This window comes from Acinetobacter sp. CY17, assembly GCF_059515825.1.
This window is the reverse complement of sequence record NZ_JCAKMX010000030.1, coordinates 1-21,728: the sequence shown is the minus strand read 5'-3', so window position 1 is coordinate 21,728 and position 21,728 is coordinate 1. Positions and strand designations below refer to the sequence as shown.

Sequence of the window (21,728 nt, the reverse complement as noted above, 5' to 3'; positions counted from 1 at the left end):
AATATCCCTTTAAAATGTGACTGTGGTTGAAAAGAAGAAGTCCGTATCTGGTTTTTTCATAAAATTAGGTTTTAAAACCGGCTGGGTCACGATCAGCTCCAGAGCAACATTATTGAAATTAAACGCAGTACCTGCACTCACACCAGCCAATTCCCCAACTTGGCTGGAATTTTCTTTGTTATCTACTTTTCCATAGTCAAGACCAATATAATGCCGCGCAATCAATGGCCCATTACTTAAGCTATATACCTTATTCAAATTAAGATCATTTCTAAACGAATAGCCGCTGTCGCCACTGATTGAACTTTGGTTAAAGCCACGTACACTGTACAAGCTACCAATAGAGTACTGCTCTGAACCGTATAAAGTATCCAGTGCATACTGACCTGAAAAATTGGAAGAAAAACTGAAGTTTTGTCCTAAGGCCTGAAATGGCTTGAAGTAGCTTAAACCGTAAGTCAATTTTTCAAATTGCGCTTTTGGCATTTCAGCAGCCAAATTTTCTGTATCTTCTAGCGCATTAAACAGTTTTAAACCACGGCTGTAGCCAGCATTGGCATTGATTACGCCAGCCAAAAGCATGTCGCTGTAGCTCACTCCGATATCTAGTACCGATAGCTTTCGGCTACTGACATCCAATTTAACGTCTTCTAAAAATGCAGCTGTATCTTTGTGGGTCAGACCAATATTTGCTCGAAACTGGTTGTTGAATCCTCTATAAAGCAGACTGTCCACACGCCCTGTATAAGTATTGGTCTCACCGCTTGAATGCAGCTGGTTAAACTGAGTCTTTAATGTTGAGTCATATTCTGAACGCGAAGCATTCAGACTTAAGGTGTGATAACCCAATGGCACTGCATAAAAAATACTGCTGGAAAATGAATCCTGACGATTGGTTTTAAATGGCAATGAACGGTTATAAGAAAGATTCAACAAATCATTCAAGCCAAAAATATTGTCAATGCCGACACCCAATGCTGCTTGATTGCGTCCGGTTGAATCTTGCCCTTTGTTATCATAGCTGAAATAGCCGTTCCAGCGTTTTGAGGGTGCATTGTCAAAAATCACAATGCTTTCACCGGTTCTTTCTCCCGGATAAATATTCATGGCGGCATTATTGGACTGAAGTTTATTAATTTGATCTAGAGCCTGTTCTAAATCTCTTAAATTGAGAGGTTTACCTTCAGCGCCAATAATGGCAGTTTTTAATGACATTGTGCCTTTAGCACGTTCTGTCAGCTGCAGCTGGCTTAATTTTCCTTCCTCAACACGCAATTTAAGCGTACCTGTTTTTAGGTCCTGTTCAGGCAGATAGAAACGCGCTGTTGCATAACCTTTGCTTAAATACAGTGCGGTCAATTTCCCCATAATTTCTTCAATACGCTGGGCACCTATACAGCTGTTTTCATATTGCTGTGTGACTTTGCGGATTTCACGCTGCGTAATAACAACAGCACCCTCTACATGAATTGCGGTAATGTTTAAGCATGGCCCTTTTTGTATAATTTTAGAGTCGAGTGGTGTGATTTCAATACGTGAAGGTGCTTTGGAAGATTGAAGAAGCTGCTCTTGCTCATAGCGCAAGCGGTCTTGTAGATTCTGTTGAATTCGTTCATTTTCTTTATTAGCAATATCTATTTCAGGTGTTGCTGTGTAACCGCTTTGTATAACCCCAAGAATAAGTGCACTAAGAAGTAAAGGTTTGAAATAAAAATTCATAGCTGTCTCTAATGTAAACAATCATGACTAAAATAAAGCTTTGATTTTAGTCATCAAATTATAGCCAGCACCTTAACTGCAAATACTCTATCTTTATATCACTAAAAATGGGTATATTTACTGTGTTGCACAAACCTGTCTGTAAAGGCTTATCCAGTAATATCATTCTCAGATGAACAAGCTTGTACCTAAAACCTGTCGTACAACAAATTGGTCCTCTTATAAGCGAGCATTCATAAATCAAGTAGACCTCTCGATCTGGTTTGATCCTACTACTCAAGGGTATGCAGAACCAAAAGGCAAACCCAGTACGGTTTAGCAGTGTGTTTTATACTCTAAAAGATCAAAATATCTTGTTTGAATATAGCGAAGTTTACTACAAGCAAATTAGAAGGAATTTTATGAATAATTGGCTAAGTCCAGAAGCGTTTGAGCAGCAATATTTTAACAATTTAGAGGAATTAGCTGCGCACGATCACTTTTAACTAAAGTACGTAAAAATCAAGAATATCAGCTTACTTTAAAGCGGTATCCGTTTTACTAATGCTCAAAGGTAAAATCACTTGAATTGAGGTTTTACCGGGCTGTGAATCAATTTTAAACTCGCCGCCCAGACGGTGAATACGCGCATGCATGCTTTGCAGTCCAACATGCAGTCCAGCTTCCACTGTTTTGGGATTAAAGCCAATGCCATTATCTTCAATACACATCATCAGTTCATTATTCTCTGTCTCAGTCAAGGAAACGTTAACTTCTGAGGCTTGGCTGTGTTTGAGAATATTGGTGAGTGCCTCTTCCGCAACTCTGGTTAATGTAAGACATTCTAGAGCTGTGGGCACATTTTGCCATGTTTGTTCAAAGCACCATTGTGAATGGATGTCTATTTCCTCAAAGAGTTGGATAAATCTATAGCGAATTGGCGCTCCCCATTCGACAGGATTAGCAGGAACTTTGGAGGAGAGGCTTGAACCTGAGTCAACGATTTGCCGTAAATCACTGCGCAGCATTTTTAAAATAGATAGCACTTGTGGTTTAGAGACTTTATCGTTTTGTTCCAGTGTGATGATTGAGCGGACAATAGAACCACCTAAGCCATCATGCAAATCATGGGATAAATGAATGCGTTCTTGCAACCGAGCATTTTCGATCGAAAGCTTATGCTGCTGTTCTAATGATGCCCTAAGCTCCTGCTTAGCCTGAGTCACATTTTCCGCAAGTGTTCTATTAAAGCGTTCAATTTGTCGTGCATTTCTGGCTAGACGCATAGCTAAAATAGCACCAACCGCCATGGTGGTAAATGGCCCAGTATAAGGAGAAAGAGGGCGCCCTTCCATGGTGATCATAAACTGCGCATCATTAAAAGCGATAGGTAAGTAGATTAAATACAATACAGCCAGTAAATAAGTTTCTGGAAGCTTTGATTTATAAGCAATAAAAGGATAGATAATACATTTTAATAAAAAGATGGCAACAGCACTTGAAAAGAAAAATTGTATTACTGCACTGACTTGATTCATTGGTGCCAAAGCAATGCAAACAGTAGCCACAGCTAAAAAGATAAAGAGTAATTTTTGAATGCGTGGAAATGATTTATTTACAAAGTGCAAAGCACCTAAACAGCCTCCGACAGTATAAAAACAGAAGATAATATTCTGTAAACGATCAATGCTGATGGCAGTCAAAAAAGAAATCGGGTCAGTATATAAAAAGCAGAAGCTGTAAATGACCCATGCGAAGCCAGTCATGCCAAACCAAAAGAACGCTTTTTCTTTGCGGTTGGCCAACCATGCTAAAAGATAAAACACTCCCACTACAATGTTGACCATCGTGTTCAATTCAGGGAGTATTCTTTTTTCTAAAAGCCAGGTTTTATAAATGCTGTAGGTGCTTGGGTAATTGCCTAAAGCAACATGGCCTAAACCGGATTTTTGGGTAATGCTTCCATATACTTGTATCCATAATGTATTTTGACCTTGTTTTAGGCTGGATGTAGGTAAATTCCATATACGGGGCATATACTGGCTGCGGGATGCTGGCTCTTTTAGGTATAAGTCTTGCCATAACAAATCGTCATTTAAAAAGATTTTTCCGCTTTGTGTGATTCCCTCTATAGCCAAACTAAGCGGTGAATTGGACATATGAGTGTCACAGGTGTAGCTAAACTGAATCTTATACCAAGCGATACCATGAAACTCTGGCCAGCGTTTTTCCCAGCGATCCGGTAGTTTTTCAAGGTTCACCCAGCCTTGAGCAGGGCGCTGCATTTCCTGATTTACATCGCCCTGAGCTGCCATGATTTTATGTATTATGGTTTGACATACATCTTTGGGATGTTGAGTAGTTGAAGCTGCAAATGCAGTATTGAACAATCCGATACATGAAATGAAACAAGTGAAGATTGCCATGATAAAAGTGTCATGATTCAGTTTAAATGAAGCTTGAGCAAATCCCACAGCCATTACACTTTCTTTCCTATGTATTTATTTTAAAAATTTGATATTCAGTCAGAATGAATAAAATAGAAAAATAAAAGACTAATTTTGTAAATTATATTTTTTTTGAACAACAATATACAGATAAATTTCATGATATTTAAAAGAAAAAATCTACTTCAGTATATGCTTTCGTACGTAAATCCATTGATCAAGGAATGGGAGAAGAACATGAATGGAATCAACGAGCGATTTGGGCAGCTACAAAGCTGCTGTATTAACCCCCAATTAAAACGGACACTCAAAATTAAGACCTAGGCATAGAACTAGAGTTAAGGAGTGTCTTATGGAACGTATTGAAGTTATTACATCTGTTCAGCGTCGTAGACGTTATACCGGTCAAGAGAATAACTAAAAATTATAAAAAAATGGAAGAATTTTTAATTTAAAATTTAAAAAATTTTTATTAAATCAATAATTTAACATTATTCGTACACACATGTTTAAAAAGTAATTAGAAATAATGCTATAAAAAATGTAATCGTTTTTGAGCTGAATTTGGCATGAATTTTGATCAAATGGTCAAAGAATTGACTGTATTTTTTTATCAATTTATTGAACCATTTTTGAGTAATAAAGATGATATAAGTGCAATGCATTTGGTCATTCAGCAACTCGCTAAAATTGAACCAGGTAGAACAAAAGCAAAACAAGTGCGTTTTAAAAAAAAGTACATCAAGATTTGGCAAGGTATCTTACATATGTTATGTGAAAATAGATCACTGCGTGGGCATATTCGTTACTTACCGCACCTTCAGCTAATAAAAGACATCAACTGCTATATTGAGCCTGATTTGCACAAAGACATCTTTAAGACATCGAAACAATTGAGCGCAGTATTTTACATTCAATACTTTCAATTGCGTAACACAGCTGCGAAAGAGCAGATTATTGCAATTTTTCAAGCTCATAAAAATGTTGCTGTCGAAAAGGCTCATTTAAATCAAGTTCATGCTGAGGATGACTTCACATGAGTAAAGAGCAATTCTTAGATGTATATCTTTCGCTTAAATCAACAGTGATATCTCAGTCTTACGCACAATTAAATGAAGAAGAGCGTGTGCAACTGGGAATACTGCTATATCAAGCACACAAGGTTTATCAAGACATTGTTCAAAGACGGGTCATAGGTACTGATTATCTTAAAGCTGCACTCAGTTATTTTGCTTGTGGTGATATATTAAAGTTTGTTGAGGAAAGGTATTTGCTACTACGTGTGAGTTATTTCTTTTACCAACAATACGAAGAAATTGCCCAGTTACCAAATTCAAAAAATAAGCAAAAAGAAAGCCTGGATTTATTACGTTACATTGCGAAACCATTGTTTGAAGAGCCTCAGCAAGCAAATTTTAAGGAAGCTAAAGACCTACTTGAATTTTATTTAGATTTTATGCTGAGGCATGATAGTCAAGAAGCCAGGTCAAAATATGAAAAATGGGAAGAATCGATTCATGAACTGAAATTAAGTAATGAAAAAATCTTATCTTATATAGGCACATTGACTATTTTACTAAAACGTCTTGCCCAAGGGAAAATTGTACGTCGTAGACGTCGAAAAAATAAAAAAATTGTTAAAGATTGGCCAACTGAATCACAATTAAAACAATATAGAGAAAGAAACTATGACCGACGTGTGTACTTAGATGATGAAGCCACTGAAATAGCCCTAACATATGATATTAGGGAAGATGACTATGGTGAAGTAGAGGTTGAAGAAGCAGGGTTAAGTATTCATAGTACTGATCCACGCACGACACGATTTACCAAGGTATTCAATGAACATACAGCTTATTTACATCGCCATCGACAAAGAAGACTACAGCCTTTTGTGACTAATCCACATTACATGAACCAACATGTAATTCGCCAACTCGTTTATCTATTAAACTTAGAGCTCGATTCTAATCGTCCTGTGGAATCAGCGATTGCCGCTGCATGCTTGTTAAGTTTAACAAGTGGACTTTCACCTGTTGCATTGCTGCAATATCCACAACTGATTAAAGATGGAGTGTTGATCGTTAATGATGATACTAAACATCCAGAATATCGCATATGTTTAAAACTTGAGATTAGTGAGCAAAAAATTGAGTATCTGAAAGCACACCGGCTGAACCATACACGAACACATGAACTTTATCTATCAAGTAGCTGGTTTGATTATATCCATCACTATGATCACAAAGTTAGTATTACGGCTGCAGATGTTAATCGCTATTTAAAAAAATGGACAGCGATAGCCTACCTGGGTTCAATTACGGTTGAAAAACTACAAGCACAACTATATTTCCATGTTTTTCATGACACTTTTAATGAATATATTGCACACGTTTTATCTGGAAAGGATAGCTATCACGATTTACCTGGTAGTTTTTATAATGGTATTCATCAACAAAAACTTAATGACAAGTATTTAATTTATCTCGAGACCATAGCTAATCCGGAAACAGATCAAACTATTTCTGATCTTCAACGACAATTTGAAGGATTATCATCAGAAACTTCTCTACGTTTGGGGAGTCAGCTTGCTCTAAAACCAGAATTTGTTAGTGATTTTTTTAAGAAATTAAATTGTCTTTGTTCTGATCAAATCGCGATTCATCAGCATGTCATTCAACGAATTAACTCATATACAATATGGATGTGGCATATGAGCTTATTGTGTTTGGGTGGACGTCCAAAAGAAAATTTACTCGGACAATTAGATGATTATGATTTGAAGCTAAAAGTAGTGTACGTGAATGACAAAAAGAATAGTAGATCACGTAAAGATGGGCGTTATATTCCACTGTCAAAATTTTTTATAGATGCATTTCAGAATTATGTCGATTTTTTAAAACAGATTACTCAGCGTTATCAGCGCCTATTCAGATATGTATTTAATAAGACAATTAGTGTCAATGATTTGTTTGGTCAGAGGATTACTTATTCAAAGGAATTGCCGACTACAGATAAACAATGGCGCAGTAAAAAAATCAAAATTGCATCACTAAAGAGAAGTGACGTGAATGACTACCTGAGTCAATATTTTGATTTAGAGATTTACAATAATTGGCTACGCCATTTCGATATGAATATGTTGATGGACCAAGAGATACCGTTTAATGCTATTCAAGCGTTATATGGTCATGACCAGCGTGATCAAGAGCTATTTTATCGTTATTCATCGGCAACAATGAGTAAGTATTGCGAAAGCATCACGTCAAGCATAGATCAAATGATTAAAGACTTACAGATAGAACATATTTCTTAGAGAGGATCACTTACGTGGCTAAAGAGGATGTAATTAAAGCTGAAATTGGTTGCCAAATTGATCTTCTATTTAAAGAGATTCATCAACTACTAAAAGAAATTGATAAACGGGAGGCAAAAGATATTGATAATGAAATTAGAATACTTTGGGATAATTTTCGAGATGGTTTAGCTTTTTTCTTGAACAAAAAGAAAGTTAAGAGTCAGTCTGCTCAAAAACCTTACATTATTTATAGTGAGTCTTATTTTTCAGAGCGCCGTGTGGAATATGAACAAAAACATCCGCAGCGGCATCGTATTAAGTTGCGTCCTAAAACACACTTTTCTGAACCACCGCCACGTGACATTTTAAGTACAGAGATACGTCTACAACACGGGCGAAAACATGTACATATTGCTGATATTCTAAAGGAGTACTGGCAAAGCCCAAGTTTAGATTTAAGTTCAGCTGATTTAATTTGGGGGCATTTGTATCTGAGTCTCATCTATTATTCTGGTTGTTCTCATCTGCAACACTTGGTCGCTATTGGTCAGAGTTTATTAAGTGAATTAAAAAATAATGACTCAAATTTATACTGTAAACTGTATCATTCAGACTATAAAACGATCATTAATCCATTGGTGTTGACCTATAAATTACAACATCCATATTATGGTAATGAGATTAATCATAAAATTATTTATCAATGGCGTCAGGTTTGGATTAATCCATATGCCATTTTTCTATATCAGGCCATACTATCAGCTGAATTCATCTATACAGAGCAAACACCACGTTATGTACTTGATGCGATTACGGTTGTATTGCAGCAGATGAAAAAAGAGAACCATAATTCTGAGGCATTCGTAAAGGAAGTACTTCAAGATCTGAATAAGCTTACTCAAGCTACTGATGAAAAGCTCACAGATATAGGCCCAATTTCTGCATTTAAGCATGTGCATTTAAGATTAGAGTATAATTCAAATCTCAATCTTGATATGGCACTTAGCCAAGTCTTACAACAGAATTTAAAAACTGTCGCTTTGTCATCTTCGGATCAGAAACGCAGTTGGTTGGAGCAAGATCTAACATATCCTCATAGTGATGCTATTAATAGAGAAATCACAGAGCTTCCGCTTCAGGTTGAAAAACTGACCGAATTTAAAACTGCTTCGGAAAGTCTTAAATCAATCCCTTTTGAATTAGTGTTGTTTGAGAAATCTCAATCATTGTCTCAACACAAACGTCAAAAGAAGCAAGAAAAAATAAAATGGTTGCGTTGGTCGAAAATTCAGAAAAGTTTGCACCAACAAAAAGATCAAGCCTGTGGTAAAGAAAAAAATATCATAGAAGCACAGTTGCGCTTATTGGCTTGGATTTTTGAGCTTAAAAAGCAAAAAATTAAACAGAGTTCAGTTGAACGCTATTTGAGTAGTATTGCAAAAGATTATCTATTTCATATCTATCTGTATGAAGATGATATTGAAAGCATGACAGAAGATGACTACGAGTTTTTGTATCAGAACATCTTAAGTGACATTGATCAGCGTGACCAAGCCAAAGCTGTGAAAAATCCTCTGAAGAATCAAAATCGTGCACAGTATGCTTTTGGTCGTCTTAAAGCCTTTCACCAATTTTGTATGCAGGACTTTAAGATACCAAATGTTGTAAGTTTCAAAACTAATCAATTTCAACGAGTGCAAATATGTGATGCAAAGTTAGTGAGTCCACACCATTGGCATGAATTAAAAAAACAGTTGATGGTTAAAATACAGGATGTCACAACATTGCAAGAGAAAAGATATTTACAGCAGTTAATGGTCATGTATATCTTGGCTTATCGATTGGGGTTACGTCTGAATGAAGTTCGAGGTTTAAGCCTAGCAGAAATAATAGCCCCAGAGCTTTTATGGAAAGATATCAATCAGAATATAGAGATCAGTCTGATATTAAAACATCATCCTTATCGAAGGCTCAAAAGTGAAAATGCTAAACGTCAACTTCATCTCAACTTAGTGCTACTCCAAGATGAAATGGACTATGTGAAAGCATATTTGAAGCAAAGAATAGAGCAGGTTAGTAGGAAAAATACACTTTCTGATATCTTAGTCTTTGCTGAAAATGAAGAAATTTTAAGTGAAAAAAGTATTACTGATTTGACCAAATTGTTGTTCGATGAGTTGATGGATGACAACCATGGCTATACTTTTCATAATTTCCGCCATAGCGCTGCGAATCACTTAGCTATTGCCTGGTTAGGGTCTAAGCCTTTGATAAAGACCTATACAGATTATAGCTTGAAACAGGTTAAACATATGCGTCAGGTTCTATTTGGTGAGGCAGCGCTACAACATGAGCAGCTGATTCAACATAAATGGCGCTTATTGGCTGATTGGATGGGCCATGGAAACATTGAACAAACAGCATCAAACTATTTACATGTGCTTGATTTACTCGCAATTGACCGTATCTACCAAGCGCCGTGTTTTATAGATGCTCAGATATTCCATAATGTCGTTAAAACGAAAAGCAAAGGTCCTAGTATTGATTTAAAGCGATATATTCAAAGTCATCAAGCATTTAAACTTTATCAGCAGGCTAAAGTTATTGCTCCTTTTGAACAATATACTGAGATTAAATTTGAGAAACCTCAATGTAATTCAGTATATGCTGTCGTACGTGACTATATTGATCAAGGACTGGGGGAAGAACATCCGTGGAATCAACGAGCGATTTGGTTGGCTAGAAAGCTACTAGACCCAGGATACTTTAAATCGATTTGGCAAGTAGCATATGCAGAAGATCAGCTTGATCCGAAATCATTATTTAATTTATATACTGATGTAGTAAAGAAAAACTTTAGCACTCAACAAATTGTGTCAAGCGTAATAGATCAGCAAGATAAGGTTAAAGAAAGCATTTTTTACACTTTAAAAGCATTTCTAGATCATGCAAAGGTACGTAAAAACTTTATTCACTTTCAATGTCGATTCGATAAAAATGGAGAGCCTAAGACAGAATTGGATATTAAAAAAATTAGAGAAGGATTGAGTTTCCTTCAACCCGATTACGCCGTGCTAGCATTTGAAAATTATCCAGTCAATACGGATGTTAAGAGTCGTGTAATAAAGTTGAGTTTTATGGATCGTGATTCTAATAAAAATATTACCCTGCCTACAGTATTTAGCTTACTTTTACATATTATTGAATATGATCAGTTATGGAAAATAGCCTAAGAAAAGAGAATATTATTAAACATAAGCCCAGCCTTTGACTTTGCCAAATTTCATTTGTTGAAGTCAAAGGCTGGGAGTCCAAAGATTCAAAAAGAATCTTAAGAGAAAATTCTACTTTTAGATCCTTTTATTTTTAGGGGGGATTACCGAGCAGTCTACTTTTTGAAGTGCCTATCATAAATTCTGATTTCTATTTGCAACAGTAACGTTATACTTAAGCCATTAATTTTTAGTATATTTGAGTTAATCAAGAGGGGGAGAATAATGCAAATTTCTAATTTAAGAATAAGTGGATTCAGGTCTTTTGGTCTAGATGTTGTTGATATTCCTTTAGTCAGTAAAATGTCGACATTTATTGGTCTAAATAGTTCAGGTAAAACTACAGCTTTAGAGGCACTAAGAAAAGTATTCGGTACATCTTTATCAGAACGAGAAATTTATAGAGAAGATTTTCATATTGCATATAATGAAGATCCAACAAATATTACAAATAGAAAACTTTCTATAGAAGTAAAAATAAAATTCACAGAAGAAGAAAGTCAAAAAGATGCAATTATTCATCTTTTTCCAGCTATGGTCGTAGGTGGAGTTGGTGAAGATCCGTATGTACGAATTAGATTAGAAGCTACATGGGAAAAATCTGAAATAGTCCCAGATGGTGAAATAGAAGTAAATACTTATTTTATATCTATGGCTGATGGTCTTAATGAGAAAGATGAGGATAAAAAACCAGTTCCAAATCATTTACGAAATTTGATACAAATATTATATGTTCCTGCAATTAGAAGACCATCAGAGCAGATTAAATATGCATCAGGTAGTATTTTATATAGGATATTAAAAAAGATTGAATGGAATGATTCTTTTAAAGAAAATTTTGATACCCAAATTAATAAAATCAATGATTCTTTTCAAGGATTAAGTGAATTTTCAACAATCCAAAATTCAATCTCTGATATATGGAGTAAATTCCATAAAGATGAAAGGTATAGCGATACTTCTATAGGATTTAGTAATAGCAATTTCGATGAAATTTTAAAAAAAATAGAAATTTCTTTTAGCCCTACAGGAACCCATAAAACCTTTAGTGTAAATGAATTAGGTGATGGTTATCGCTCAATGTTTTATTTAACTCTTGTGTGTGCTTTATTGGAAATTGAGGATACCTTAACAAAATCGTCTAATGACAAAAGTATAGAATTTACACGGCCATTATTAACCATACTTGCAGTAGAAGAGCCGGAGAATCATATTGCACCCCAATTACTTGGAAGAGTTGTTAAAATTTTGAACTCAATTTCCTTACAAGAGAATTCCCAAGTATTATTTTCTTCCCATACTCCAGCCATTGTTAAAAGAATAGATCCAGAAAATATTTTACACTTTAGAATTACAGAAAAATATATAACTCAAGTTAATTGTATTAAATTACCAAATAAAGCTGATGATGCCTATAAATACATAAAACAGGCAATACATAATTATCCTGAAATATATTTTGCTCGTTTAGTTGTGATTGGAGAAGGTGATACAGAAGAAGTTATTTTTGAACATCTCATGAGAGTTAAAGATCTAGATTTTGATGATAATATAGTTACATTTGCTCCATTAGGTCATAGATTCGTTAGCCACATCTGGAAATTACTAAATACTCTACACATTCCTTATATAACTTTATTAGATCTCGACTTAGAGCGAGAAGGTGGTGGATGGGGAAGAATTAAATATATTTTACAAGAACTTATTGAAATTGGAGTTTATAAGAATGATCTCTTAAGGTTAGAAAATAATAGAATTTTATCTGATAAAGAATTAGAGGAAATGCATACCTGGGAGGTCAGTAAAAAATATTTATGTAGTTTAAATGGTTGGGTAGATTTTCTAAAAAAATATAATGTATTTTATTCAGCACCATTAGATTTAGATTTTTTGATGTTGAAGCATTATCCAAACTTCTACAAACAAAATATACCTAAAAATGGTGGACCAAGAATTCCTGATAAAGATAAAGATGTAATATCTTTTAATAAAAAAGTTGTTGATGGAGTGGCTGCGACCCTTAAATCAGAAAATGCAAAAGGTATTACCTATTCTGATGAGGAAAAAGAATTAATGATTTGGTATAACTATCACTTTTTAAGTAGAGGTAAACCTACAACGCATATTATAACCTTAGCAAATATAGATCAAGAATCTCTAGAAGATAATCTACCTATAATTTTTAATGAAATTTTTAGTTGCATTAAAAACCTATTAAATTTAAAAGATGATTAATAGTATTAAATGATGTATATGAAATATATAGAAATAAAAGATTGGCATCCTAGTGATGGTTTAAATCTTGAGACGAATGCTCTTCATGTAGTAAAAAGTTCTGAAAACACTCTAGTTATAGCAGGACCAGGAGCTGGAAAAACTGAAATGCTTGCCCAAAGAGCAAATTTCTTACTACAAACAAATACATGTGTTTATCCAAGAAAAATTTTGGCTATTAGCTTTAAAAAAGATGCATCTTTAAATCTACATGAAAGGGTAATGAAAAGAAGTGGAGAAAAATTAGCAAGAAGATTTGAATCTTTAACTTTTGATTCTTTTGCTAAGCAAATATTAGATAGGTTTAAACAAGGACTACCTGAATCACTATTAATTTCTGATAATTATGAAATTTTAACTACTGACCAGAATAAAATAATATTAAATTATTATGAAAGTATAGATATTGATTTTTATAACTCAACGATGGAAAGTGATATTTTAAAATTACATTTTCAAAAATTACCACTTTTGGAAACTGATAAATATCAAAAGACTAGAAAAAAAGCATGGGAAAAAATGCTGACAGAATCACCTAGTAAGTTAACATTTCCTATGGTTATGCGCTTGGCTGAATTCATTATTAATATTAATCCTAAAATAAAAAAATATTTACAAGAAACTTATGCCTATGTGTTTCTTGATGAGTTTCAAGATACAACAGAAATACAATATAGCTTTTTTAAAAGTTGTTTTCTAAATAGTAATGCTATCTACACTGCGGTTGGTGATGATAAACAGCGCATTATGCGGTGGGCGGGTGCTCAAGAAACTATTTTTGAAGATTTTAAGCAAGATACAAGAGCGAAAGAGATTCATCTTTTTATGAACTTTAGAAGTGCTCCTAGATTAGTTGAACTTCAAAATTACTTGACTAACCATCTGTTGAAAAAAGATTCTATCGCATCTCCTTCATCTAGATGGAATAAGGAAGATGGAATATGTGAATTATGGCTATTAGCGAACCCAGATCAAGAGCAGGAAAATTTATTAAAAGATATAAAAAAATGGATCTATGAAGAAAATATTAATCCAAGGGATATATGTATACTTGTAAAAGGAAGGTTAGAATTATATACGGGTGAATTAATCAAATATCTTAATAAAAATGGTGTAAATGCCCGCAATGAAGACAAATTTCAAAATTTTCTAACTGAAGAATTTATCGTTTTTATAATTAATTTTTTACGAGCGTGTTCAGAAAAAATTAAAACTGAATCTAGATATTTAGTTTTTAATTTCCTTTCTAATTTATATGATGAAAGCGACACAAATAAGCTATTATTATTTGAATTTTCAATATCACAATTGATTAATAAAACAAAAACAAAATATGATTTTGATAATTTGGAAGATAAAAATACTTTAAAAAATATAATAGATGAAATTATATTTTTTACTGATATTGATAAATTGAGGGCGAAATTTCCAAATTATAGAAATACTCATTTTTTTAGTAAATTAATTCAATCTTTTATTGATGAATTATGGAACTGTTATCAAAATAAAAAAGAATTTTTTGAGTCCATAGATTCTTTTTTAGGTGTTAATACCGTTCCAATCATGACTATACATAAGAGTAAAGGTCTTGAATATCATAGTGTTATATTTATTGGTCTTGAAGATGGAGCATTTTGGTCTTATAAAAAACAAATGGATGAAGATAATTGTGCTTTTTTTGTCGCTTTATCAAGAGCAAAAGAAAGGATTATTTTTACTATAAGCCGTAAAAGAATGACAAATTATGGATTAAAACCACAATCTGTAAAAAGTATTGAAGAAATTATTAATGTATTAAATACTTCATGTCTTGTAGATATTATTGATAAGAGTGAAGAGAATTAATATTTTTAAATAGTTATGTAATCAAGTTCAAACTGATATCAGTCATTAGATGTTATGCCTATAATTGAATGACAGCAGGGGGAGTAGTTGAGGATCTATTGGATAACTTATTGGATTTAAAGATTGATCATATCATCTGTATTTTTAGACTATACCAGACCCCATAATTTGTGTCTCATTTAAATGAAATTTCCCCATACGTTACATGTAACTTTTAAGTTTTTAACTTATTAATTACAACAAATCGAAATAATCTTCTGGTCGAGAGCAATATGAAAATTAACAAGGTTGGATATAGGCTTTCTAGTTGGAAGTACGATAGATTTTAGGTGTAGGCTTATTCACCTGAGAATTATATTGCTGAATAAGCTGTTACAGATCGGTTTGTACAAAAAAAGCCCTAGGAAAGTATAAATTAATGAATGACAAAGTAGTTGAAGAGTCTGACCTGCAAGAAGAATCTCAAAGAATAGTGTCTGATAAGATATTTGCGTTAACTCAAATTAGGCATGCAAATCCTCTAATTCGTGCTTTGTGTGCCACTTGGGAAAAGTGTGCATTACAGTTAGTTTATGATTCTGACACCTTTGTTCGAATGGAAGGTGTTGCAAAATGGCAAGCATGTGCTGAATTGCTTTTTAATGACAGTGATCCAGTTATTCGTAAGGTTTGTGCAGAAAACCATGAACATCTAGCTGCTAGGCTGATAAATGACCCTGATGAAAATGTTCGTGCAATGTGTGCTAAATGGGAAACTTTAGCTCCGGAATTAATTCACGATCCTAGTCCTCTCGTTCGTCAAAGTTGTGCTGAAAGCTCTCACCATCTCGCCAAACTAATGATTAATAGCTCTGATTGGCAAGTACGTGCAGGTTGTGCAATCTGGGAAGATTTAGCAGTGCAATTAATGAATGATGTCTCTTGGGAGGTGAGAGTTATTTGTGCTCAACACAAAGGGGTAGCAAACCAATTGAGAGATGATGCAGATTGGCGAGTCAAGGTGGTTGCTGACAACTCCTTGAATGATTCTTTTTGACCATTACTTCCTTAACTTTCAATTAGAAGAAAAAGATTTGTGTCACGAAAAATCTTGAACACGCCATTTTTTAAAGTGCTAAGTCATTAATTTTTCTCTGAGCAGAAATTCTGCTCAGGGAATGACTCATTCAATTCATATGGTGTATTTAGGATATGCTGTTTATAAAATCAATATTTATATATTTTTTCAATATTTTTTTGATGAATTTTAAGGGCACTGTTGCAAATAGGCTGACATGATAAGCTAAATATCTTATTTATTTCGAGATACAGCAGATGAATCCCTTCCACGGTCGGCACTTTCAAGGTGAAATCATTCTTTGGGCTGTTCGTTGGTATTGTAAATATGGCATCAGCTATCGTGAACTTCAAGAAATGCTCGCTGAACGAGGCATAAATGTGGATCACAGTACAATTTATCGTTGGGTTCAGCGTTATGCTCCAGAAATGGAAAAACGGTTACGCTGGTATTGGCGTAATCCTACAGATTTACATTCATGGCATATGGATGAGACTTATATCAAAGTGAAGGGGCGATGGACTTACCTGTATCGTGCAGTTGATCAACGGGGTCATACGATTGACTTTTACCTTTCCGCTAGACGGAACAGTAAATCAGCCTATAGTTTTCTAGGAAAGATCTTCAATACGGTGAAAAAATGGCAAATTCCACGGGTCATCAATACAGATAAAGCAGCGACCTATGGCCATGCTTTATCACGATTAAAGCGAGAAGGAAAATGTCCAGTAGATATTGAGCACAGGCAGATTAAGTATAAAAATAACGTCATTGAATGTGATCATGGTAAGTTAAAGCGAATCATCAGGGCCACATTAGGATTCAAATCTATGAAGACGGCTTATGCCACAATTAAAGGTATTGAAGTCATGCGTGCACTACGTAAAGGACAAGCATCGTCATTTTATTATGGTCAGCCTCAGGGTGAAGTGTGTCTAATCAACAGGGTTTTCGGTCTCTAAGCACTTTTTAAAGGGAACTTCATCGACTCAAATCTCTATTTGCAACAGTGCCGAATATTTGTATTTAAGTTCAAGTGCCAGCTCTCGGGCTTTTTTAAACTCATGTCAGGATATGGACCAAGTGATTCTGACTTACGTTCACCATGAAGGGTATAGCTAGATTGAAGTTTTAGGCTATACTTTAAAATAACTAAGATATTGATATTAAATACTTAAATTTAAAAATATTGTAGCCAAAGGATGTGGTCTAGCTATATAACGCACATTCCAATATTTTTGCCCTGCAGGTGTCACAAGAAGTGACAGACCATTCTCATCTGACAGACGATATCGCTTTTCTTTTGGTTAAGCTTTTCTACATTCTGTATCGGTGAGTTTCATGTGTATTTACCCTTTATCAATCGTAAAATTATTGGGTAAATTTTCCCAATAATTACCCACTGAAGGCAAAAATTGAGTCACACAGCTTAGGATAGGATCGGACAATACAGCCAATAAAAAAAATCCATTAAACTTTTATTTTTAAAGGCTTTTTTATATTCATTCGAACATCTCTGAATGGAATTTTGGTGGACAATGGCGTCAATTGAACTAAAGATCTAAACTTATGTTTTTAAATATTAATTTATATAATAGATAAATTTTGTACCCAATTTTTACCCAAATCAGATTTAATGAATTAAATACTAAAACTAACCCGAATCATGGATAAGAAATTCAGTTGAAAAAAAAGATAACTGAGTTGATAAGTGAGTTACCACACAAACCAATCAACCAGCCATCTTATGTTCGAGTTTACAACTTTATTCTGCACGATTGATGATTTTTTTCAAAAAAATGAAGCGGTCTATTGGCAGTATCTAAAACAAGAAAATCCTAAAGTTAGACAGCGATCAGGTGTTCTATGCTTATCTGAAATTATCTTTATCGCAGTTTGGTATAAAAACTCTCAACTTCATCATTTTAAAGCTTTCTACGGAATGATACAGCGCTTCTATGCCAAGCTTTTTAAAGCATTACCATCCTATCAACGGATCATTTATTTGATCAACCAACATCAACTCGCACTTCAAGCATTACATATGTCTTTAGCTTCCAATGCTCAAAAAACGTGTGCTTGGGTTGACTCTACAACTCTACCCGTATGTAAAAATCAGCGTATTCAACGTCATCAATCTTTAAAACAAATTGCCACACGAGGTAGAAGCTCAATGGGTTGGTTCTATGGATGCAAATTGCATATATTGGTGAATGCTCAGGGTCAATTGATTCAGACCCAACTCTCTAATGGTCATACTTTAGATATAAAGCTTCTGCCGAAGCTCGCTCAAGGTTACATTGGTAAAATCTTCGGGGATCGTGGCTATATCAGTGAGATTTTAAAAGATAAGCTAGGGGAACAAGGTGTTGAATTGATTACGTATCATCGCAAGAACATGCGACCAGTGGAACTGTCATCGGAGGATGAGCTTATGCTGAGACAGCGCAATAAAATAGAGACGATCTTTAGCTTATTGAAGCAACAATACAATTTGGTAAGCAGTCGCCATCGTTCCATTTCAGGTTATTTCGCTGGGATTTATGCATCACTCTGCGCTTATCAAATTTGTCATCAGAATAAGCCTCAATTTACAACGATGTAAAACTCGGCTTATCCATGATTGGGGTTAAAACTAATTTTTGTTCAAATCCACCTTGAGGATTTGAACTGGTTTACAAGTTTAATATGTATGAATTTAATATCAAATAATACGTTATATCATTACTTTTATATATTTCTTTTTTTCATGTATCATTCAACAGTACAATTTTAGGGATAAGGTTATGTTTGAAAATATTGATGCTTTAAAAACAAAATTAGATCAGCATCGTCCTCTTTCCCCTGCGATTGTCAAAAATTTGCAAGAAGATCTTATTGTTCGTTGGACATATCACTCAAATGCAATTGAAGGCAATACACTTACATTGCTAGAGACCAAAGTCGTTTTAGAAGGCATAACTGTTGGTGGAAAAGCATTACGAGAACATTTCGAAGCCATCAACCATAGAAATGCTATCTACTACGTTGAAGACATTATTCGAAAAGAAGAACCATTTTCTGAATGGCAGATTCGAAATATCCACCAACTCATTCTAAAAAATATTGATGATGACAATGCAGGTCGTTATCGCCAACAAAATGTATTGATTTCAGGTGCTACGACTACCCCACCCGACTATACATTATTGAATGACAAGATGACTCAACTTGTGAATTGGTACAATTCAGAAGCATATAAGCTACATCCTATTGAACGTGCAGCTAAAGTTCATGCGGATTTTGTTGGCATTCATCCATTTATTGATGGCAATGGACGTACATCACGTCTTTTGATGAACCTTGAGTTACTCAAAGCTGGATATCCTCCCTGCGTTATTACAGTCGAAAATCGCCTAGCCTACTATGAAGCATTAGATCAGTGGATGGCTTATGGAAAAACTGAGCCTTTCATTCAGTTAGTTGCTGAAGCTGTATTAGAAGGGTTCAAACCATATCAGGTTGTATTGGGTATATAAGATCAACTGGTTTTGTCAGTACATATCAGATCGCAATGATCACGGCATTTAATGCTCGACTGCTATCTCCGCCCATGCTCCATGCTTGCTCTGTGGCTGCTTTGTATTCTTTTGAGCTTTCTTTGAGTAGGTCTTGCTTCTTCGCATAGTTGTCTGTGCTGTTGTATTCTTCCCATTTTTCTCTGCCTTCTGCTTTAAGCTTTTCAATGGCTTGTTGCTCTGCTGCTTGCTTTTGGGCTTCTGCCTCAACTTGTTTGTTTTGGCTATAGGTACGTGTTGTAGCAACAATCGTCGATGTCGCATCCGATACGATCTTTTGTTTTTCTAAAATCGCTTGTAAGTCTGGGACTTCATCTACTCTTTGGATTGCGGTGTTAATGTCGCTATGAATACCGAGTTCCTCTACAGTCGTCTCTTTGCCACGGATGTTTGGACTGCCACCACTCTCCTAGACAAATTTCGTCTATTCTTTTTGCATAGGAGAGAACATTATGAGTGGACAACGATATACCCCAGAATTTAAAGATGAAGCTGTTAAATTGATTACCGAACGTGGATATTCTGTCACTGATGTTGCAGAACGTTTAGGCGTATCACAACACAGCATTTATAAATGGCTAAAGGCTGTACAGCCTTTACGCAATAACACTGATGAACATGAATTGCTTGAGGCAAAGAAAGAAATCCTTCGCCTTAAAAGTCAGCTCAAACAAACTGAAGAGGAACGGGATATTCTAAAAAAGGCCGCAAGGTACTTTGCAAGCCTGCTCGAGTAAAGTATCAGTTTATCCTAGAATATAGCCATCAATTTAAGATTAAAACGATGTGTCGGGTTCTTAAGATTGCTCGTGCTGGCTACTATGCTTGGCTGCATGAACCCGAATCAGGCAGGACTATTGAAGATAAGCGGTTATTACAGCTCATCCGTTCTTCTTATGATGCCATTTATGGCATCTACGGTTATCGTCGCATTACGTTAGATCTTAAAGAGCTCGGTGAAAGCTGTGGACCTAATCGTGTGCTGAAGATCATGAAGCACAATGGTATTGCCGCTGTTCGAGGATATAAGAAGCATAAAAGCTATGGTCGTGGTCGTCCTCAGATTGTGCCACCTAACCATTTAAATCGAGAGTTTATTGTAAACACACCTAACACCTCTTGGGTGACTGATATAACTTACATTCGCACATGGCAAGGCTGGTTATATCTGGCTGTGGTTCTTGATTTATATTCAAGAAAAGTCATCGGTTGGTCAATGAAACCTACGCTTGCCAAGGATATCGTTTTGGATGCACTTCTTATGGCGGTATGGCGACGTAGGCCAAATGAACCTGTGATCATACACTCAGACCAAGGCTCACAATACAGCAGTGGAGACTGGCAGAAATTCTGTCAGAAGCATAACTTAATACCCAGCATGAGCCGTAGAGGAAACTGTTGGGATAATGCCGTTGCTGAATCCTTTTTTAGCAGCTTAAAGAAGGAAAGAATTAAAAAGAGGATCTATAAAACACGAGAAATGGCTCGTGCAGATGTGTTTGATTACATCGAGATGTTTTACAATCGAATCAGGCGTCATTCGCATCTCGATGGGATGAGTCCAGAAGCCTTTGAGGCAGCTTTAAAATGAGGCTGTCTCGTGTCTAGGATACTGGGAGCAGTCCAATTAAGATTGGACGCTATTTAGTACGCAAGTTGATGCGTGAATCAGGTCTTGTTTCCAAACAATGTAAGAAGCACAAATATCAAAGCAACGTAGCTGAAGTCCCTGCTGTTCCAAATATATTAAACAGGCAATTTAAACCTGTTCAACCTAATCATGTGTGGAGCAGTGACATTACCTATATTTGGACAGGTAAAACATGGGCTTATGTTGCAGTTGTTCTTGATCTGTATGCTCGTCGAGTGATTGGTTGGTCTATGTCGTCCCAAGCAGACCAACATTTAGTCATTAAGGCATTAGATGAAGCATGGCATCGGCGAGGTAAACCGAGTGGCGTGATCTTCCATTCTGATCAAGGCAGCCAATATAAAAGCCTTTTAGTTCGGCATAGGTTGGCGTGCTACGCCATGCAACAAAGTATGAGTCGTAAAGGAAACTGTTGGGACAATGCCCCAACAGAAAGGCTTTTTAGAAGTCTCAAGACTGAGTGGATTCCCAAATTGGGATACAGCTCAATTGAAGAAGCGAAGCTAGATGTTGGTCTGTATCTGATGGAATACTACAATCAGATACGACCTCATCGATTTAACGATGGTATCAGTCCTTGTCAGGCTGAAAATGAACTTAAAACTGTGTCCAATATTTGTTGACCACTA

13 protein-coding genes and 1 pseudogene are annotated in these 21,728 nt (G+C 35.3%); 11 read left to right on the top strand and 3 right to left on the bottom strand.

Features of this window, described 5'->3' with window-relative positions; translation table 11 throughout:
- Window positions 1-9 precede the first annotated feature (9 nt).
- Together AC5YCI_RS14880 and AC5YCI_RS14875 are read right to left on the bottom strand one after the other, a co-directional pair.
- Window positions 10-1,719, bottom strand: coding sequence for a ShlB/FhaC/HecB family hemolysin secretion/activation protein (locus AC5YCI_RS14880; protein WP_496175815.1), 1,710 nt, complete (start codon window positions 1,717-1,719; stop codon window positions 10-12).
- A gap of 515 nt (window positions 1,720-2,234) precedes the next feature.
- Window positions 2,235-4,178 (bottom strand): ATP-binding protein, encoded by a 1,944-nt coding sequence (locus AC5YCI_RS14875; RefSeq protein ID WP_496175814.1) that lies wholly within the window; start codon window positions 4,176-4,178, stop codon window positions 2,235-2,237.
- Window positions 4,179-4,714: 536 nt separating this feature from the next.
- Between AC5YCI_RS14875 and AC5YCI_RS14870 the strand changes: the two genes are divergently transcribed.
- The 7 genes from AC5YCI_RS14870 (at window position 4,715) to AC5YCI_RS14840 (ending at window position 16,853) form a co-directional block, all read left to right on the top strand.
- Complete coding sequence (locus AC5YCI_RS14870) at window positions 4,715-5,185, top strand: hypothetical protein (RefSeq protein ID WP_496175813.1); 471 nt, start codon at window positions 4,715-4,717, stop codon at window positions 5,183-5,185.
- Complete coding sequence (locus tag AC5YCI_RS14865) at window positions 5,182-7,461, top strand: site-specific integrase (RefSeq protein WP_496175812.1); 2,280 nt, start codon at window positions 5,182-5,184, stop codon at window positions 7,459-7,461. Before AC5YCI_RS14870 ends, AC5YCI_RS14865 begins: the two co-directional genes overlap by 4 nt.
- A gap of 14 nt (window positions 7,462-7,475) precedes the next feature.
- Window positions 7,476-10,676, top strand: coding sequence for a site-specific integrase (locus AC5YCI_RS14860; protein ID WP_496175811.1), 3,201 nt, complete (start codon window positions 7,476-7,478; stop codon window positions 10,674-10,676).
- A 264-nt stretch (window positions 10,677-10,940) separates the two neighbouring features.
- Window positions 10,941-12,950: an ATP-dependent nuclease gene (locus tag AC5YCI_RS14855; protein ID WP_496175810.1), complete on the top strand. Its 2,010-nt coding sequence runs from the start codon at window positions 10,941-10,943 to the stop codon at window positions 12,948-12,950.
- Window positions 12,951-12,968: 18 nt separating this feature from the next.
- Window positions 12,969-14,834 carry a UvrD-helicase domain-containing protein gene (locus AC5YCI_RS14850; protein ID WP_496175809.1) on the top strand — a complete coding sequence of 622 codons (1,866 nt, stop codon included), beginning with the start codon at window positions 12,969-12,971 and terminating at the stop codon, window positions 14,832-14,834.
- Window positions 14,835-15,252: 418 nt separating this feature from the next.
- The gene (locus AC5YCI_RS14845; protein WP_496175808.1) at window positions 15,253-15,870 is read left to right on the top strand and encodes a HEAT repeat domain-containing protein; all 618 of its coding nucleotides are present in this window, start codon (window positions 15,253-15,255) and stop codon (window positions 15,868-15,870) included.
- Between the two features lie 278 nt (window positions 15,871-16,148).
- Entirely contained in the window at window positions 16,149-16,853 is a 705-nt protein-coding gene (locus AC5YCI_RS14840; RefSeq protein ID WP_001067783.1) for an IS6-like element IS1008 family transposase, read from the top strand.
- A gap of 51 nt (window positions 16,854-16,904) precedes the next feature.
- Here AC5YCI_RS14840 and AC5YCI_RS14835 read toward each other — a convergent pair.
- A pseudogene (locus AC5YCI_RS14835) lies at window positions 16,905-17,177 on the bottom strand (Arm DNA-binding domain-containing protein); the annotation flags it as partial.
- A gap of 461 nt (window positions 17,178-17,638) precedes the next feature.
- On the opposite strand from AC5YCI_RS14835, the gene AC5YCI_RS14830 reads away from it, so the two are divergent.
- The 4 genes from AC5YCI_RS14830 to AC5YCI_RS14815 all read left to right on the top strand — a co-directional run bounded on the left by AC5YCI_RS14830 (window position 17,639) and on the right by AC5YCI_RS14815 (window position 21,722).
- Window positions 17,639-18,496: an IS982 family transposase gene (locus AC5YCI_RS14830; RefSeq protein ID WP_496175807.1), complete on the top strand. Its 858-nt coding sequence runs from the start codon at window positions 17,639-17,641 to the stop codon at window positions 18,494-18,496.
- Window positions 18,497-18,677: 181 nt separating this feature from the next.
- Window positions 18,678-19,409, top strand: coding sequence for a Fic family protein (locus AC5YCI_RS14825; protein WP_496175806.1), 732 nt, complete (start codon window positions 18,678-18,680; stop codon window positions 19,407-19,409).
- 491 nt (window positions 19,410-19,900) lie between these two features.
- A protein-coding gene (locus AC5YCI_RS14820) for an IS3 family transposase (RefSeq protein WP_496175805.1) occupies window positions 19,901-21,039 on the top strand; the annotation gives its coding sequence in 2 pieces (ribosomal slippage) (window positions 19,901-20,159 and window positions 20,159-21,039; 1,140 coding nt in all).
- Between the two features lie 35 nt (window positions 21,040-21,074).
- Complete coding sequence (locus AC5YCI_RS14815) at window positions 21,075-21,722, top strand: IS3 family transposase (protein ID WP_496175818.1); 648 nt, start codon at window positions 21,075-21,077, stop codon at window positions 21,720-21,722.
- Window positions 21,723-21,728 lie beyond the last annotated feature (6 nt).

Bases quoted from the DNA above. Each gene is read 5' to 3' on its own strand.
- AC5YCI_RS14880 (WP_496175815.1), bottom strand. From the start codon at position 1,719: ATGAATTTTTATTTCAAACCTTTACTTCTTAGTGCACTTATTCTTGGG.
- AC5YCI_RS14875 (WP_496175814.1), bottom strand. From the start codon at position 4,178: ATGGCTGTGGGATTTGCTCAAGCTTCATTTAAACTGAATCATGACACT.
- AC5YCI_RS14870 (WP_496175813.1), top strand. From the start codon at position 4,715: ATGAATTTTGATCAAATGGTCAAAGAATTGACTGTATTTTTTTATCAA.
- AC5YCI_RS14865 (WP_496175812.1), top strand. From the start codon at position 5,182: ATGAGTAAAGAGCAATTCTTAGATGTATATCTTTCGCTTAAATCAACA.
- AC5YCI_RS14855 (WP_496175810.1), top strand. From the start codon at position 10,941: ATGCAAATTTCTAATTTAAGAATAAGTGGATTCAGGTCTTTTGGTCTA.
- AC5YCI_RS14850 (WP_496175809.1), top strand. From the start codon at position 12,969: ATGAAATATATAGAAATAAAAGATTGGCATCCTAGTGATGGTTTAAAT.
- AC5YCI_RS14845 (WP_496175808.1), top strand. From the start codon at position 15,253: ATGAATGACAAAGTAGTTGAAGAGTCTGACCTGCAAGAAGAATCTCAA.
- AC5YCI_RS14840 (WP_001067783.1), top strand. From the start codon at position 16,149: ATGAATCCCTTCCACGGTCGGCACTTTCAAGGTGAAATCATTCTTTGG.
- AC5YCI_RS14830 (WP_496175807.1), top strand. From the start codon at position 17,639: ATGTTCGAGTTTACAACTTTATTCTGCACGATTGATGATTTTTTTCAA.
- AC5YCI_RS14825 (WP_496175806.1), top strand. From the start codon at position 18,678: ATGTTTGAAAATATTGATGCTTTAAAAACAAAATTAGATCAGCATCGT.